At 62.9% G+C, this 14,693-nt stretch carries 14 protein-coding genes; 12 read left to right on the top strand and 2 right to left on the bottom strand.

Features of this window, described 5'->3' with window-relative positions; translation table 11 throughout:
• Positions 1-147: 147 nt before the first annotated feature.
• Positions 148-588, top strand: a complete 441-nt coding sequence (locus AC07VU_RS22595) for a GlcG/HbpS family heme-binding protein (RefSeq protein WP_007922100.1) — start codon at positions 148-150, stop codon at positions 586-588.
• A gap of 120 nt (positions 589-708) precedes the next feature.
• Here the strand turns inward: AC07VU_RS22595 and AC07VU_RS22600 are convergent, their stop codons facing one another.
• Positions 709-1,317 (bottom strand): TetR/AcrR family transcriptional regulator, encoded by a 609-nt coding sequence (locus AC07VU_RS22600; protein ID WP_007931453.1) that lies wholly within the window; start codon positions 1,315-1,317, stop codon positions 709-711.
• 135 nt (positions 1,318-1,452) lie between these two features.
• Here AC07VU_RS22600 and AC07VU_RS22605 point away from each other — a divergent pair, with 135 nt between their 5' ends.
• The gene (locus AC07VU_RS22605) at positions 1,453-2,379 is read left to right on the top strand and encodes a DUF808 domain-containing protein (protein ID WP_101337188.1); all 927 of its coding nucleotides are present in this window, start codon (positions 1,453-1,455) and stop codon (positions 2,377-2,379) included.
• 48 nt (positions 2,380-2,427) lie between these two features.
• Here AC07VU_RS22605 and AC07VU_RS22610 read toward each other — a convergent pair whose 3' ends face one another.
• Positions 2,428-3,843: an aminotransferase-like domain-containing protein gene (locus AC07VU_RS22610; protein WP_007931457.1), complete on the bottom strand. Its 1,416-nt coding sequence runs from the start codon at positions 3,841-3,843 to the stop codon at positions 2,428-2,430.
• A gap of 265 nt (positions 3,844-4,108) precedes the next feature.
• On the opposite strand from AC07VU_RS22610, the gene AC07VU_RS22615 reads away from it, so the two are divergent.
• From AC07VU_RS22615 to AC07VU_RS22660, 10 genes are all read left to right on the top strand, one after another.
• Positions 4,109-5,113 carry an SGNH/GDSL hydrolase family protein gene (locus AC07VU_RS22615; RefSeq protein WP_007931458.1) on the top strand — a complete coding sequence of 335 codons (1,005 nt, stop codon included), beginning with the start codon at positions 4,109-4,111 and terminating at the stop codon, positions 5,111-5,113.
• A 185-nt stretch (positions 5,114-5,298) separates the two neighbouring features.
• Positions 5,299-7,476, top strand: a complete 2,178-nt coding sequence (locus AC07VU_RS22620) for an iron-containing redox enzyme family protein (protein WP_495030510.1) — start codon at positions 5,299-5,301, stop codon at positions 7,474-7,476.
• A gap of 16 nt (positions 7,477-7,492) precedes the next feature.
• Entirely contained in the window at positions 7,493-8,536 is a 1,044-nt protein-coding gene (locus tag AC07VU_RS22625) for an inosamine-phosphate amidinotransferase (RefSeq protein ID WP_007931460.1), read from the top strand.
• A gap of 14 nt (positions 8,537-8,550) precedes the next feature.
• The gene (locus AC07VU_RS22630; protein WP_007931461.1) at positions 8,551-9,177 is read left to right on the top strand and encodes a LysE family translocator; all 627 of its coding nucleotides are present in this window, start codon (positions 8,551-8,553) and stop codon (positions 9,175-9,177) included.
• 65 nt (positions 9,178-9,242) lie between these two features.
• Positions 9,243-11,084, top strand: coding sequence for a carbamoyltransferase family protein (locus tag AC07VU_RS22635; protein WP_007931462.1), 1,842 nt, complete (start codon positions 9,243-9,245; stop codon positions 11,082-11,084).
• Positions 11,085-11,118: 34 nt separating this feature from the next.
• Positions 11,119-11,262 (top strand): hypothetical protein, encoded by a 144-nt coding sequence (locus tag AC07VU_RS22640; RefSeq protein ID WP_007931463.1) that lies wholly within the window; start codon positions 11,119-11,121, stop codon positions 11,260-11,262.
• Positions 11,263-11,289: 27 nt separating this feature from the next.
• The gene (locus AC07VU_RS22645) at positions 11,290-12,612 is read left to right on the top strand and encodes an aspartate aminotransferase family protein (RefSeq protein ID WP_495030511.1); all 1,323 of its coding nucleotides are present in this window, start codon (positions 11,290-11,292) and stop codon (positions 12,610-12,612) included.
• Between the two features lie 59 nt (positions 12,613-12,671).
• The gene (locus AC07VU_RS22650) at positions 12,672-13,274 is read left to right on the top strand and encodes a formyltransferase family protein (RefSeq protein ID WP_007931465.1); all 603 of its coding nucleotides are present in this window, start codon (positions 12,672-12,674) and stop codon (positions 13,272-13,274) included.
• A gap of 81 nt (positions 13,275-13,355) precedes the next feature.
• On the top strand, positions 13,356-13,985 hold the full coding sequence (locus AC07VU_RS22655; RefSeq protein ID WP_150049713.1) for a LysE family translocator: 630 nt from the start codon (positions 13,356-13,358) through the stop codon (positions 13,983-13,985).
• Positions 13,986-14,074: 89 nt separating this feature from the next.
• Positions 14,075-14,680, top strand: a complete 606-nt coding sequence (locus AC07VU_RS22660; protein WP_009042782.1) for a LysE family translocator — start codon at positions 14,075-14,077, stop codon at positions 14,678-14,680.
• The last annotated feature ends 13 nt before the right edge of the window (positions 14,681-14,693 follow it).

Genomic DNA, 14,693 nt, shown 5'->3' on the forward strand with positions numbered 1-14,693 from the left:
CCGGTAAACAGGCAGCTTTTCGTCGGAAGCAGGGGTTTGCGAGAATTATTGTATACAAAAACAAAATTTGTTGTGTTCTATTTGTTGTATCGATCTTCTTATCGGAACACCCAGATTTTTCCCAATAACAAAATAAGGACGGCACCCATGAGCGCTTTAACCTTGAACGTTGCAGTCAGCCTGGCCGGCAAGGCCCTGGCCTTCGGCCGCGAGATCAGCGCGGCACCCTTGACCATTGCGGTACTCGACGCCGGCGGGCATCTGGTGACCTTGCAGCGCGAAGACGGGGCCAGCCTGCTGCGGCCACAGATCGCCATCGGCAAGGCCTGGGGCGCGATCGCCCTGGGCAAGGGCTCGCGCCTGCTGGCGCTGGATGCGCAGCAGCGGCCGGCGTTCATTGCCGCGCTCAACAGCCTGGGGCAGGGCAGCGTGGTGCCGGCACCGGGTGGGGTATTGATTCGTGATCAGCAGGGGGCGGTGGTGGGGGCGATCGGCATCAGCGGCGACACCTCGGACATCGACGAGCAATGCGCGATCAGCGCCATCGAGGCGCAGGGCTTGCAGGCGGATGCGGGCGTGAGCGCCTGATCTGTAGCCGTGTAGCCGCTGCCGCAGGCTGCGATCGCACACAACGTGTGCGCAAGATCTGAAGATCGCTGAAGGCCTTCGGCCTTATCGCAGCCTGCGGCAGCGGCTACAGGGGCTGGCTTACTTGTCCGTTTCGCAGCCCTTGAGCACCAGGCGGATGATGGTCTGGGCGGCGGCTTCGTAATCGGACTCGTCCAGCTTGGCCTTGCCGGTTACCACCGAGATCTGCCAGTCGAAGTCGGCGTAGGTCTGGGTCGCGGCCCAGATGCTGAACATCAGGTGGTGCGGGTCGATGGGCGCGATCTGGCCACGATCGATCCAGGTCTGGATGCAATCGATATTGTGCTTGGCCTGGGCGTTGAGCTGTTCGACCTGATCCGGGCTCAGGTGCGGAGCGCCGTGCATGATCTCGCTGGCGAACACCTTGGAGGCGAAGGGCAGGTCGCGGGAGATGCGGATCTTCGAGCGGATGTAGCCGCTCAGCACTTCACTGGGCACACCGTCGGCGTTGAACGGGGTCGAAGCCTGGAGGATCGGCTCGATGATGCTTTCCAGGACCTCGCGGTAGAGGTTTTCCTTGGATTTGAAGTAGTAGTAGACGTTGGGTTTGGGCAATCCTGCCTTGGCCGCGATATCGCTGGTTTTGGTCGCAGCGAAGCCTTTGTCGGCAAACTCTTCACTGGCGGCACGCAGGATCAGTTCTTTGTTGCGCTCGCGGATGGTGCTCATAAACCAGGTGATTCCTTGCCTGTTCGGGCGGTTGCGCATGGTAGCACCGGCCTTGCGCGAGGCTCAAGAATGCCCCGGCGGCCCTCGTTGCGCGTTATGCTTCGCAGCATTTATCACCTCAAGGAGCCCTGATCCATGGCCGGAAGCAGTTTGCTGGTGCTGATCGACGATATTGCCGCGGTACTCGACGACGTGGCGCTGATGACCAAGATGGCGGCGAAGAAGACCGCCGGGGTGCTGGGGGACGACCTCGCGCTCAATGCCCAGCAGGTTTCCGGGGTGCGCGCCGAGCGTGAGTTGCCGGTGGTCTGGGCGGTGGCCAAAGGCTCGTTCCTGAACAAGCTGATCCTGGTGCCCGCGGCGCTGGCCATCAGTGCCTTCGCGCCCTGGCTGGTGATACCGCTGCTGATGCTCGGCGGCGCCTATCTGTGCTTCGAGGGCTTTGAAAAGCTCGCCCACAAGTTTCTCCACAGCAAGGCCGAGGATCAGGCCGAGCACCAGCAACTGATCGAAGCCGTCGCGGACCCGGCCACCGATCTGGTGGCCTTCGAGAAGACCAAGATCAAGGGCGCGATCCGCACCGACTTCATTCTCTCGGCCGAGATCATCGCCATTACCCTGGGCACCGTCGCCGACGCGCCGTTGATGCAGCAGGTGGTGGTGCTTTCGGGCATCGCCATCGTCATGACCGTCGGCGTGTATGGCCTGGTGGGCGGCATCGTCAAGCTCGACGACCTCGGTCTGTGGCTGACGCAGAAGCCGGGCCAGGTGGCGAAAAGCATCGGTGGCGCGATCCTGCGCGCGGCGCCCTACATGATGAAAAGCCTCTCGGTGATCGGCACCGCGGCCATGTTCATGGTCGGTGGTGGCATCCTGACCCATGGCGTGCCGGCGGCGCATCACTGGATCGAGACTGTCACCGCGCACACGGCCGAGGCGGTTGGCGGGTTTTCGCTGATCATGCCGACGCTGCTCAATGCCGTGGCCGGTATCATCGCTGGCGCCGCGGTACTGGTCGTAGTTTCGCTGGGTGGCAAGCTGTGGCGCGCGGCCAGGGCCTGATTCGCTGATGCCCCTCGTCGCGGTGGCGAGGGGCAGGTGCGAGGGGGGTCAGGCGGGGAGCAGTTGCGCGACCGCCAGGCCGATCTTGTTGATCGCCTGTTCGATCTTGCGGTTGGGCACGCCGGCAAAGTTCAGCCTGAGGCAATTGCGGTACTTGCCGGCCGCGGAAAAGATATTGCCGTTGGCGATCTGGATGTCCTCGGCTTCCAGCAGCCGGTTCAGGGTGTAGGTGTCGAACTCGTCCGGCAGCTCCACCCACAAGGTGAACCCGCCCTGGGGTTTGCTGACCCGGGTGCCTTCCGGCAGATAGCGGCTGACCCACTCGGTCATCAGGTCGCGATGGCGTTGGTACTGTTTGCGCATCCGCCGCAGGTGCGGCAGATAGTGCCCCTTGGCAATGAATTCGGCCACCGCCAGCTGCGGCTGGGTAGCGGTGGTGCCGGAGCCGACGTATTTCATGTGCAGCACTTGCGGCAGGTAACGTCCCGGGGCGATCCAGCCGATCCTCAGTCCTGGCGCCAGGGTTTTCGAGAACGAACTGCACAGCAGCACGCGCCCGTCGTCATCGAATGACTTCAGGGTGCGCGGCCGCGGGTAGCGGAACGCCAGGTCGCCATAGATATCGTCTTCGATGATCGGCACGTCGTAGCGCTGGGCCAGGCGGATCATCGCGCGCTTGCGATCGTCCGGCATGATGTAGCCCAGCGGGTTGTTGCAATTGGGCGTGAGCTGGATGGCCTTGATCGGCCATTGTTCCAGGGCCATTTCCATGGCTTCCAGGCTGATACCGGTGACCGGGTCGGTGGGAATCTCCAGGGCTTTGAGGCCGGCGGCCTTGAGCAGCTGGATGATGCCGTGGAAGCAGGGGGAGGCGATGGCCACGATGTCGCCGGGTTCGCACAGGGCGCGGATGGCGATGGACAGGGCTTCCTGGCAGCCGCTGGTGACGACGATTTCCGCAGGCGTCAGGCGGCAACCGGAATCGACGCCGAGGCGGGCAATCTGCTCGCGCAGGCTCAGCACACCTTGCAGGTGGTTGTATTGCAGGCTAGGGCTGTCGCTGCGCCGGCTGATCCGCGCCAGGGCGGTCAGCAGCGGCTTGAGGGTCGGCGCCGTGGTGTCGGGCATGCCGCAACCCAGTTGAATGGCGTTGGCGTTCTGCTCCTGGCGCATCAGCTCCTGCACCAGGTCCCACTGGGAAATATCCACAGGCCGCAACGACGGCCGTCCCATCTTCGGCAACTCCGGCAAGCGCCGGCCGGCCGGAACGAAATAGCCCGACTTGGGCTTGGGGATAGCCAGTCCCGAGCTTTCCAGAACCCGATAGGCCTGTTGCACGGTGGTGAGGCTGACGCCGTGCTCGAGGCTCAGGGCCCGCACCGAAGGCAGACGCTCCCCCGGCCCGTATAACCCCTGCTCAATGCGGCTGCTGATGTATTCGGCGAGATTCAGGTATCGAGTCATGCGGGGGACTGTAGCGACTCATCTGTCGTATAAAAAGTTACAGATTTCACTTTTTTTGAAAATTTTTCAGGGCGAAAAGGCAATCTGTACTGAGAAAAATCATCCGGCGTGTACCTATAAGACAGTGGTTGCCTTTGGGAAGATGGCCCGCATCGCACTGTACTGGTTGTTCTTAAATACAGTTGCGGCGCAATTCAGAGTCCCCCCGAACGGGCTTCCCCCTCAGGCTACTTTAGACGATGACTTCTCAAGGAAGAGCAGGGTAATGACGGCAAGGATCAAACTGACTCCGCAGATGGCTGAGTACGAGCAGAAATTCACCGACGGTGGTGAGGTTCGCTGGCTGCCTTATTTGATGTACTTCCATCCTACCGACCACCGTTCGGAGGTGGTCAATACAGATGCCTCGGGCTTCCGCTATTCGGAGTTGCTGGGCATACAGTATTCGGTGGTCAACAGCCGTCACGCCAAGAGCGTGCGGGTGCTGGCCGGCAGCTCGACCGTGTTTGGCATCGGTGCCAGCTCGGATGCCTGGACACTGCCTTCGCGCCTGGCCGAGAACGATCCGGACAGCAAACCCTGGATCAACTTCGGCGGACGCAGCTTCAACTCGACCCAGGAACTGACGCTTTTCACCCTTTATCGTCATTTGCTGCCCAAGGTCGACGAGATCGTGCTGTTTTCCGGGTTCAACAATCTGGGGCTGGCACGCCAGCCACACAGCAGCCGTGGCGAACACGGTGCTTTCTTCAACTGCAATCAGTTCTTCGACGCCATGCGTCCGGAGACTCAGGCCCCCAAGCGCGGCATGTTCCGCGCCTTGCTCGGCAAGGAACAGGAAGAGCCGACGCCCGAGCCGCCACCGACCATGGAAGAGCAGATCGACTACGCCGCCGACCTGACCTTGCGTCACCTGGATACCTGGCGCGCACTGGCGGCCGACATGGGCGCCAAGCTGACCTTCATTCTGCAACCGCTGGCCGGCTGGGTCCGGGAAAAGGGTTGCGACGAGGAAGAACAGCTGTTCGCCGAGCTGGATCGCGCCGGCAGTTTCAGCGAGGTCTATGGCGACATCCTGCAGCCCAGCGTCTGCGAGGCCTATGCCGCCCGCCTGCGCGAAGGCGCACAGAAGATGGGCGTGCGTTTCGTGAACATTACACCGCTGCTGTCCGAGGCCCTGCGGCCTGAACAGTGGTTGTTCGTCGACCGTATTCACTTCACCGACCAGGGGAACGATTTCGTCTCGAAAATCATCCTCGATGTTCTTTAAAGGAGTCTGCCATGAGTTACATCAAGAGCTTGTTCCAACGCCTGTTCGGCAAGAAGAAAAAGAAGAAGCCGGACTCTTCGATCTACCCGATGTTCTGATCTCGACACCCGACGTCATTGCTTGCCGATGACTGAGGGCCGGCAATGGATTGCCTTGGTCTCCAACCTGGAAGGGAAGTAAACAGTATGTGGCGCCAGTTTTATCGATCAGTCAGCAATCCCGAGAGCTTTCTGGGGGATGTCAGTATTCGGCGCCTGATGGGCCTGGCCGCACCGGGTGAAGCCGGTGCGGGTGGCCTGGCCGGGTTGCGGGTACAGATCGAGCACTGGCGTGACGAGCAGGCCCGGGCTTACCGCGAACTGGCCAGCCAGGCCGCGGAGCTGGGCAACCAACGGGAATTCGCCGAGGCGCTGCTGGCGCACTCGGCGCCACTGGCCTCGGTATTGGGCTGCTGGTTGCAAGGCATGAGCGCCCCCGGTGTCTTTGAGGACAGCGCGCAGCTCAAGCTCATGGAGCTGCTGGCCCACGACGTGGGCGTCGGGCGGCCGCTGGCATCGCGCGCCGATCACTTCAAATCGCTATTGGTACAGTCGGGGCTGACCGCCTATGCGGTTTCGCCGTTCGAACTTTCCACGCTCCCCGACCTGCCTGACGAACTGTTCGAATTACCTGCATTGCTGCAAGCGGTCAGCCGCCGCAGCGATGCCTTTGGCGACACCCTGTGCGGCATCGATTATGCCTGGCGTGCCCTGGGGCTGAGCCCATGGTGGTCGGTGCTGGATGCGCAGCAGCTGGACGTTCGCCGGCTCGACCTGAACCAGCTGGATGAAACCGCGGGCGACAGTTCGGCGCTGGAAATCTCCCAATGGGTCTGCGAGCAGGTCGCCAGCCAGGGCAGCCTTCGCCGCCTGCAACTGGAGGCGGGCGCCCAATGGTTGTTCGCGGCCCTGAAAACCTTCAACGAACGATTGCTGGCGCACTGCCGGGCCGCGGTATCGCCCGAGCGCCTGATGGGCAAGATGATCCAGCGCATGGCCCGGGCCGGCGCGGTCTATCACCAGGATTACAAGATGGAAGGCCGCAGCCTGGCGCAGTGGCTGCGTGAGGCCCAGGTCGACCCCGTGCCGCTGCTGGAAATGCTTTCGCGCAGCCGCCTGATCGTGCCGGGCAATGCCGAGAAGAGCCTGCTGGTCAATACACTGGTCGCGCCGAACGGGCGCATGTTCCGGATTTTCAGCGAGGCTGACCTGAGCGTCATCCGCAAGTGGATCGATGGCCTGTCCGGCCCGATCCAGCGTGCGGAAGCTACCGAAGCACCAGCGCCAACCCCTTGCAATGCAGTGGTTCGGCAGGTACTGGGCGAGAACATTGCAGAGCAGGGCCAGTGGCCCAAGAGCTTGCGCGAGGCCTATTTCGTCTTGCAGGGCAGGGCGCTGGCGCCGCGCACCCAGGCTTTTGCCCAGGCTTATGTGACTCGTTGGCTGGAACAGTCGCGGCGCTCGCTGCAAAGCTCCGAACGCACTTTGCCTGAAGCCTGGAATGTCGGCGTCTTGCGCGAATGGTTGCTGGACAAGCACGACCGCCACGGCCAGGAGTTCGAAGAAAGCGACCCGGCGGCCATGCCGTCGCGCGAAGAAATCGTCGACTCCACCCTGCAACTGGCACCGCTGACCCTGATCGACGGCGCCTGGCTCCAGGGTTTCACCGACCTGACGCTGGCCTCGTCCCATGTCGGTTACGCGCTGTTCCAGACCTATTGGGATGAGCTGGGTAACGGCTCCTATGCGTTGAACCATCCGAAAATCTACCGCGACGGCCTGCGCCAGATGGGCCTGGAGCTGGCGCCTACCGGTGCCCGCGAGTTCGCCGAGGATGAGCGGCTGCGCGAGGCGTCGTTCCGCTTGCCGGTCTACTGGCTGTGCCTGGGCAAGTTGCCGGTGACCTTCATGCCGGAAATCCTCGGCATGAACCTGGCGATGGAGCTGTCGGGGGTGGGCGGCAGCTATCGCTCGGCCCGGCGCTTCCTCAGGCACTACGGCTTCAGCACCGCGTTCGTCGACCTGCACAACACCATCGATAACGTCTCCACCGGGCATTCGGCCTGGGCGGTGGACGCCATCGACGCCTACATGCGCCAGGTCGCCGCCTCGAAGCCGGCGGAACTGGCAGAGCACTGGCAGCGGGTCCGCGTCGGCTACGAGTCCCTGGCACCGCAGCCGGACCGCCTGACGTCCTGGTTGCGGCGCCTGGGTATCGGCTCCGCGGGTGCAGTGCTGCCCCGGAGCAAGACGCGGGGCGAGGACCAGGCGCTGTTCCATCACGAACCTATTGTCCCTGCCGCGCCGGTTGGCGTAACGGCCTGAACATCAAGGAGTGTCCATGTCTCTGGTCAATGTGCACAACGAGTGGGATCCGCTGGAAGAAATGATCGTCGGCGTCGCCCAGGGCGCACAGGTGCCGCGACCTGATCGCGGGCTGTTCGCCCTGGACTACAGCGAGCAGCACGATTACATCGAGGAGATTCCATCCGGCCCCTATCCGCAGCAGGTCATCGAGGAGGCCAGCGAGGACCTGGACGCCTTTGCCGCCTTTCTGCGTTCCCACGGGGTCATAGTGCGGCGCCCGGACGTCACTGATCATCGCGCGGTATTCGGCACCCCAGCCTGGAAAACCGACGGCGAATACAACTATTGCCCACGGGATGTGCTGCTGCCCATCGGCCAGACCATCATCGAGGCGCCGATGGCGTTGCGCAGCCGTTACCTGGAGCCGTTCGCCTATCGCCGGCACCTGGCCGAATACTTTGCCAGCGGCTCCAACTGGATCTCCGCGCCCAAGCCGCAGCTGCTGGACAGCACCTACCGGATCAACCCCAAGGACGGCTCGATCATTGCCAATGACGAGCCGATCTTCGACGCCGCCAACGTAATCCGCATCGGCGAGGACATCCTCTATCTGGTTTCCCGCAGCGGCAACGAACTGGGCTGCCAGTGGTTGCAGCGGGTGCTGGGCGAGCGTTACCGGGTGCACCCGGTGAGCGGCGTGTACGACGGCACGCACCTGGATACCACCATCACCGTGGTTCGCCCGGGGCTGGTGGTGCTGTGTCCGGAGCGGATCCGCAAGGACCAGGTACCGGCGCTGTTCAAGAACTGGGACATCATCTGGGCACCGGAAATGGTCGACACCGGCTATTGCTGGTCCTACCCGCGTGCATCGATCTGGCAGGGCATGAACTTCATCATGGTCAACCCGGCCCTGGCGGTGATCAACGACCAGCAGGTGCCGCTGATTCGCGCCCTGGAGAAACACGGTATCGATGTGGCGCCGCTGAAAATGCGCCATGCCCGCAGCCTCAGTGGCGGCTTCCATTGCGTGTCGGTCGACATTCGTCGCCGCGGCACCCTTGAAGACTATCGTTGAGCGGAGCCTGGGGCATGCAGAATCTGGACTACTACGCCGTCATCCTGTTCGCGATTTCCACCTGCGTGACGCCGGGGCCGAACAACGTGATGCTGATGTCCTCCGGGGTCAACTTCGGCATCAGCCGCACCCTGCGCCACGTTGCGGGCATCAACATCGGCTTTCCGCTGATGCTGATCGCGGTGGGACTCGGCGCCGGCGCGGTATTCCATCGTTATCCCAGCCTGCACGACATCCTGCAGGTGGTCGGTGCCCTGTACATGCTGTACCTGGCCTACCGGATCGCCACCGCGCCCACAGTCGATCTCGATGACCAGGGTGGGCGCCCGCTGGGCTTCACCGGCGCCGCGCTGTTCCAGTGGGTCAACCCCAAGGCCTGGATCATGGCGGTGGGCGCGGTCCTGGCCTACACCACGCCGGTCGGTTCCTACAGTGCGCAGATCCTGCTGATCGCCTTGATCTTCTTTCTCTTCGGCTCGCCCTGCTCGATGGTCTGGGTGCTGTTCGGACGTTATTTGCGGCGCTTTCTCAGCGAGCCGAACCGGCTGCGGCTGTTCAATATTTCAATGAGTGTGTTGTTGGTGGTGTCGTTGATTCCGGCATTAAAAAGCCTGCCGGTCTCAAGTTGGTTGCACGGATGACGGACTGTGCACAGACACAGGGAATTTCCATGGATTGGCATGAAGCTATGAGGATGAGCGTTTAAATGGCTACTTACGTATTAGGGATTTCGGCGTTCTATCACGACAGCGCAGCAGCGTTGGTGAAGGACGGGGTGCCGGTGGCGGCGGCCCAGGAAGAGCGCTTCACGCGGGTGCGGCACGACGCGGCGTTTCCGGCCAATGCCATCAAGTACTGCCTGGACGCCGAGGGTATCGGCCTCGATGAGCTGACCGCGGTGGTCTACTACGAAGACCCGCAGGAAAAGTTCTCGCGGATGATTTCCTCCTTCGCCAGTGGCGGCATCAGCGGCGCGCGCACCTTCATCAGCACCATGCCGGAATGGATCCGCTGGAAGCTCAATGTGCTCAAGTTCATCGACGAGAAGCTCGAGGAACTGGGGCGTGGTACCGGTCCGCTCACCATCGCCTCGCAGCACCACCGTTCCCATGCCGCGGCGGCGTTTTTCCCGTCGCCGTTCGAGCAGGCGGCGGTGCTGTGCATCGACGGCATCGGCGAATGGCATTCGACCACGATCTGGAAGGGTGACGGTTCCAAGCTCGACCTGATGAACTCGATTTCCTATCCGCACTCGGTCGGCCTGTTCTACTCGGCGTTCACCTATTACTGCGGCTTCAAGGTCGACTCCGGCGAGTACAAGCTCATGGGCCTGGCACCTTACGGCCGGCCGATCTATGCCGACAAGATCCGCAAGGAACTGATCAACATCCGCGCCGACGGCTCCTTCACCCTGAACATGAAGTACTTCGAGTACCTGCGTGGCGAGCGCATGGTCGGCGAGGCGTTCGAGGAGCTGTTCGGCGGTCCGGTGCGCAAGCCGGAGAGCCCGATCACCCAGCGCGAATGCGACCTGGCGGCCTCGGTACAGCAGGTGACCGAGGAAGTGGTGCTGGGGCTGGCCACCGCGGCCGTGCGGCAGACCGGTTACCGCAACCTGTGCCTGGCCGGTGGCGTGGCGCTCAACTGCGTGGCCAACGGCGTGCTCAGCCGTTCCGGACGTTTCGACGCGATCTGGATTCAGCCCGCGGCCGGCGACGCCGGTTGTGCCCTGGGGGCGGCCATGGATTATTCGGTCAAGCGCACCGGGCGCCCGCACCTGGGCAGCAAAAAGCTCGACGCCATGAGCGGCAGCCTGTTGGGGCCGGGCTTTGGCGATGAAGAGATCCAGGCGTTTCTCGACGCCAACCAGTATCCATATCGGCGCTTCGAGGGTGCCGAGCTGTATGACGAAACCGCGCGGCACCTGGCCGATGGCGCCGTGGTCGGCTGGTTCCAGGGACGCATGGAGTTCGGCCCGCGAGCCCTGGGCGCGCGCTCGATCCTCGGCGATCCACGCAATCCCGAGATGCAGCGCACCATGAACCTGAAGATCAAGTACCGCGAATCCTTCCGGCCCTTTGCCCCGGCGGTGCTGGACGAGGACGCCCAGGTCTACTTCGACATCTGCGAGAAGAGCCCGTACATGTTGATGGTTTCGCAGGTCACCGACTCGATCAAGACCGAGGAATCGCGCAAGCCGGGCGGCCCTGAGCGTGGCCTGGGCAGCATCAACTCGATCCGTTCGCAGCTGCCGGCGGTGACCCACGTCGACCTGTCGGCGCGGGTGCAGACAGTGACCGAAGAAAACAACGCGCCGTTCACCCATCTGCTGCGCAGTTTCAAGAAGCGCACCGGCTGCTCGGTGCTGGTCAACACCTCGTTCAACGTGCGCGGCGAGCCGATCGTGTGCAAGCCGGAAGAAGCCTACGCCTGCTTCATGCGCACCGAGATGGATGTGCTGGTACTGGGCAACTTCATTCTCGAGCGCACGACCCAGCCGGAGTTCGTCGAAGAGGTCGACTGGCGCAACGAGATCCCGCTGGACTGATCGCTCACTCACTTTTTATTCAGGAGACAAGGCCATGCTCAGGTTGCTTTCGTTGTTGATGTTCGCTGTGGTGTTGCTACCGATCGGCTGGGCGCGCCGGATATTCAATTCCTCGCGCTTCAGCCAGCGTTTCCATCAAGGCTCGACGGCGTGGGACCACCCGGAAAACACCCGTTAGGCCGCATAACTGCAAGGGCTCGGATCCATGTCAACGGTCATCTACAAGAACTTGAATGCCTCACCGATTCTCGCCGTCAATGGCGTTGGGGTCTGGCTTGAGGATGCCTCGGGCAAACGCTACCTCGACACGTGCGGCGGGGTGGCCGTCTCCAGCCTGGGACATGGACACCCACGGATCGCCGCGGCCATCGAGCAGCAGGCGAAAAAGCTCAGTTGGGCCCATGCCGGCAGCTTCACCACGGCTGCCGCCGAGGAGTTGGCGGACCTGCTGGTGGGGGCCTCCGGCGGGTTGGCCAAGGCGCAGTTTCTCTCCGGCGGCTCCGAGGTCATGGAGCTGGCGATGAAAATTGCCTACCAGTATCAGTGCGAGCGCGGGCTGCCGGGCAAATCGATCTTTATCTCGCGGCAGCAGAGCTACCACGGCAGCACCCTGGGGACCTTGTCGATATCCGGCAACCTGCAGCGTCGCGGGGTATTCGAGCCGTTGCTGGGGGCCGCCGAATTCGTCTCGCCCTGTTATGCCTATCGCCATCAGGGCACCGATGAAAGTGACGAGCAGTACGGGACGCGTCTGGCGCTGGAGCTGGACGAAAAAATCCGGGCACTGGGCAGCGACAGGGTCGCGGCGTTTTTCGCCGAGACCGTGGTCGGCTCCACCAACGGCGCAGTGCCGCCAGTGCCGGGTTACTTCCGCAAGATCAAGGCGGTGTGCGAGCGCCACGATGTGCTGCTGATTCTCGACGAGGTGATGGCCGGCATGGGCCGCACCGGCAGGTTCTTTGCCTACGAGGACGACGGCATCGTGCCGGACATGGTCGCGGTCGGCAAAGGCCTGGCAGCCGGTTACCAGCCGATCTCGGCGTTGCTGGTCAGCAGCCAGGTGCATGAGGCCATGGCGGGCAACTCCGGGGTGCTGGGCAACGGCCAGACCCACGTCAACCATCCGCTGGCCTGCGCCGTTGCGCTGGAGGTGCAGCGGGTCATCGAGGACGAGAACCTGCTGCAGGCCGTGCGCCTGCGCGGCGAGCAACTGCGCCACGGCCTGCGCGAGTGCCTGGCGCGCTTCGAGCATGTCGGCGATGTGCGCGGGCGCGGGCTGTTCGTCGGCGTGGAGTTCGTTCAGGACCGGAATACCCGCGAGCCCTATCACGGTGGCGGCCGTTACGCCGCGAGCCTCAAGGCGCAGGCGCTGGAACAAGGGCTGCTGATTTATCCGGGCAGCGGAACCGCCGACGGTGTTCACGGTAACCACGTGCTGTTCGCGCCGCCGTTCATCTCCAGCGAAGCGGAAATCGCCGAAATGGTCGAGCGCTTCACGGCGGTGGTCGAGGCCTGCCAGCAGGGTTAGCGGGAGGGCGGACCGGGGGTGTTTTCGAAATGTACCAACAGCCAATAGTGGAAAAGACTATGCAGACCATCGAACCATGCAAGGACAAAGTTCTATTGTCGGTGTGCACCATGGACTGGTGCGATCACGGCGTTGAATTCGCCAAGACGGTTTTTTCCAACCTGGAAGTGTTCTGTTGGGACCCGGGCGACCCCTATCCGTATCACCTGGAAGACTGGGAAGGCGACTGGATCATTTCCTATCGTGGCGACTTCATCTTCCCGCCGAGCATCTATCAGCGGGCCCGCAAGGGTGCAATCAACCTGCACCCGGCGCCGCCCAAGTACCGTGGCCTGGGCAGCCAGCACTACGCGATCTACTACCAGGACGAAACCTACGGTTCGACCTGCCATCACCTGGCACCCTCGGTGGACAGCGGCGACATCATCCATGTTGCGCGTTTCAACATCGCCCCGGCGGAAACCGCGTCTTCGCTGCGCCTGCATGTCGGCGCCTATTGCCTGCAGCAGTTCATCCACCTGTTGACCGACTACATCCTGCAAGGCCGTCCGCTGCCGGTGTCGCCCGAGCGCTGGGGCGAGCGGCTGTACAAGCAATCCGAACTCAAACCCTGGATGGAAAAGATCCGGGCCGAAGAACCCGATCATCGCTGCTTCAAGTAGCGAGGAGGGATGCCGGCCCGCGCGGGGCGGCATCCCCGGTTGGTAAACCCTGCTCCCGCGACTTCTACGAGAGACCGTCAAATGTTTGATTTATCGAGCTTTGGTGCTGCTATGGCCGTTTATGTCATCGGAACCGCCAGCCCTGGCCCGGGTAACCTGGCGATTGCCAACACCTCGCTCAGCTACGGGCGTACCCCGGGGTTGGCGCTGGCGGCCGGGGTCATTTCCGGTTCGTTGTGCTGGGGCGCGATGACGGCCGCGGGCGTCTCGGCCTTGCTGATGTCCAACACCCAGGTGCTGGTCTGGCTGAAGATCCTCGGCGCCTGCTACCTGTTATGGCTGGCCTACAAATCCATCCGCGGTGCCCTGAGCTCGAGCACGGTCAACCTCAACCGCGCCCGGGCCAAACAGAGCCGCACGCTGGGGTTCTACCTGCAAGGGCTGGGCATCCACCTGACCAACCCCAAGGCGGCCCTGACCTGGTTCACCGTGACCACCGTCGGCCTCAGCGCCACGGCGCCATCCTGGGCCAGCTTCGTGCTGGTGGGCAGCTGTGCGGTCGCTGGTTTCGTGATTTTCTGCGCTTATGCCCTGGCTTTTTCCGCGCGTTCGGCGGAGCCGTTTTTCGTCCGCACGCGCAAGGCTTTCGGCCTGGTCTGCGGCGCGTTCTACGCGATGGTCGCCGCGGGCTTCATCGGGTCCTTGCTGTAAGCGTGGATAAGCCTCGCCCGTGGCGATCGCCGGGGCGAAAACAATGACTCAGGGCTCTGTTCGGAGCATGTACTTCTCAGGATGACTGTATGCCGTTGTCGATCGACTTGTTGTTGGCTTTCGCCTTGTTTGCCTTTGTCACCTCGGTAACCCCCGGACCGAACAACACTATGCTGCTGGCTTCGGGCGTGAATTTCGGATTCCGCCGCACGGTGCCGCATATCCTCGGGATCAGTTCGGGGTTCCTGGTGCTGGTGCTGGCCGTGGGCCTGGGCCTGGGCGCGGTGTTCGAGGCCTACCCGGTGCTGTACAAGGTGCTGCGCTACGTCGGTGCGGCCTATCTGCTGTACCTGGCCTGGAACATCGCCCGTTCCGGGCCGGTGTCCCAGGAAGTCGACGGCAAGGGCCGGCCGCTGGGGTTCTGGGGTGCCGCGGCGTTCCAGTGGGTCAACCCCAAGGCCTGGGTCATGGCGCTGGGGGCCATCAGCACCTACACGCCGTTGCAGGGCTACTTTTTCAACGTGGTGGTGATCGCCAGCCTGTTTGCCTTGATCAACGCCCCGAGCGTCGGGGTCTGGGCCGGGTTCGGCAGCGTGCTGCGCAATGTCCTGCGCGATCCGCGCTGGCTACGCCTGTTCAACTACGGCATGGCGTTGCTGCTGGTGATTTCGCTGTTCCCGCTGCTGCAAGCCTGAGGGGCTTTCGCAG

Source organism: Pseudomonas sp. GW821-FHT02B10 (genome assembly GCF_059421865.1).

What these genes read in the sequence shown, in the direction of transcription:
- AC07VU_RS22625 (WP_007931460.1), top strand. Translation starts at nt 7,493, where the DNA reads ATGTCTCTGGTCAATGTGCACAACGAGTGGGATCCGCTGGAAGAAATG.
- AC07VU_RS22615 (WP_007931458.1), top strand. Translation starts at nt 4,109, where the DNA reads ATGACGGCAAGGATCAAACTGACTCCGCAGATGGCTGAGTACGAGCAG.
- AC07VU_RS22610 (WP_007931457.1), bottom strand. Translation starts at nt 3,843, where the DNA reads ATGACTCGATACCTGAATCTCGCCGAATACATCAGCAGCCGCATTGAG.
- AC07VU_RS22645 (WP_495030511.1), top strand. Translation starts at nt 11,290, where the DNA reads ATGTCAACGGTCATCTACAAGAACTTGAATGCCTCACCGATTCTCGCC.
- AC07VU_RS22595 (WP_007922100.1), top strand. Translation starts at nt 148, where the DNA reads ATGAGCGCTTTAACCTTGAACGTTGCAGTCAGCCTGGCCGGCAAGGCC.
- AC07VU_RS22620 (WP_495030510.1), top strand. Translation starts at nt 5,299, where the DNA reads ATGTGGCGCCAGTTTTATCGATCAGTCAGCAATCCCGAGAGCTTTCTG.
- AC07VU_RS22600 (WP_007931453.1), bottom strand. Translation starts at nt 1,317, where the DNA reads ATGAGCACCATCCGCGAGCGCAACAAAGAACTGATCCTGCGTGCCGCC.
- AC07VU_RS22630 (WP_007931461.1), top strand. Translation starts at nt 8,551, where the DNA reads ATGCAGAATCTGGACTACTACGCCGTCATCCTGTTCGCGATTTCCACC.
- AC07VU_RS22660 (WP_009042782.1), top strand. Translation starts at nt 14,075, where the DNA reads ATGCCGTTGTCGATCGACTTGTTGTTGGCTTTCGCCTTGTTTGCCTTT.
- AC07VU_RS22655 (WP_150049713.1), top strand. Translation starts at nt 13,356, where the DNA reads ATGTTTGATTTATCGAGCTTTGGTGCTGCTATGGCCGTTTATGTCATC.
- AC07VU_RS22640 (WP_007931463.1), top strand. Translation starts at nt 11,119, where the DNA reads ATGCTCAGGTTGCTTTCGTTGTTGATGTTCGCTGTGGTGTTGCTACCG.
- AC07VU_RS22605 (WP_101337188.1), top strand. Translation starts at nt 1,453, where the DNA reads ATGGCCGGAAGCAGTTTGCTGGTGCTGATCGACGATATTGCCGCGGTA.
- AC07VU_RS22650 (WP_007931465.1), top strand. Translation starts at nt 12,672, where the DNA reads ATGCAGACCATCGAACCATGCAAGGACAAAGTTCTATTGTCGGTGTGC.
- AC07VU_RS22635 (WP_007931462.1), top strand. Translation starts at nt 9,243, where the DNA reads ATGGCTACTTACGTATTAGGGATTTCGGCGTTCTATCACGACAGCGCA.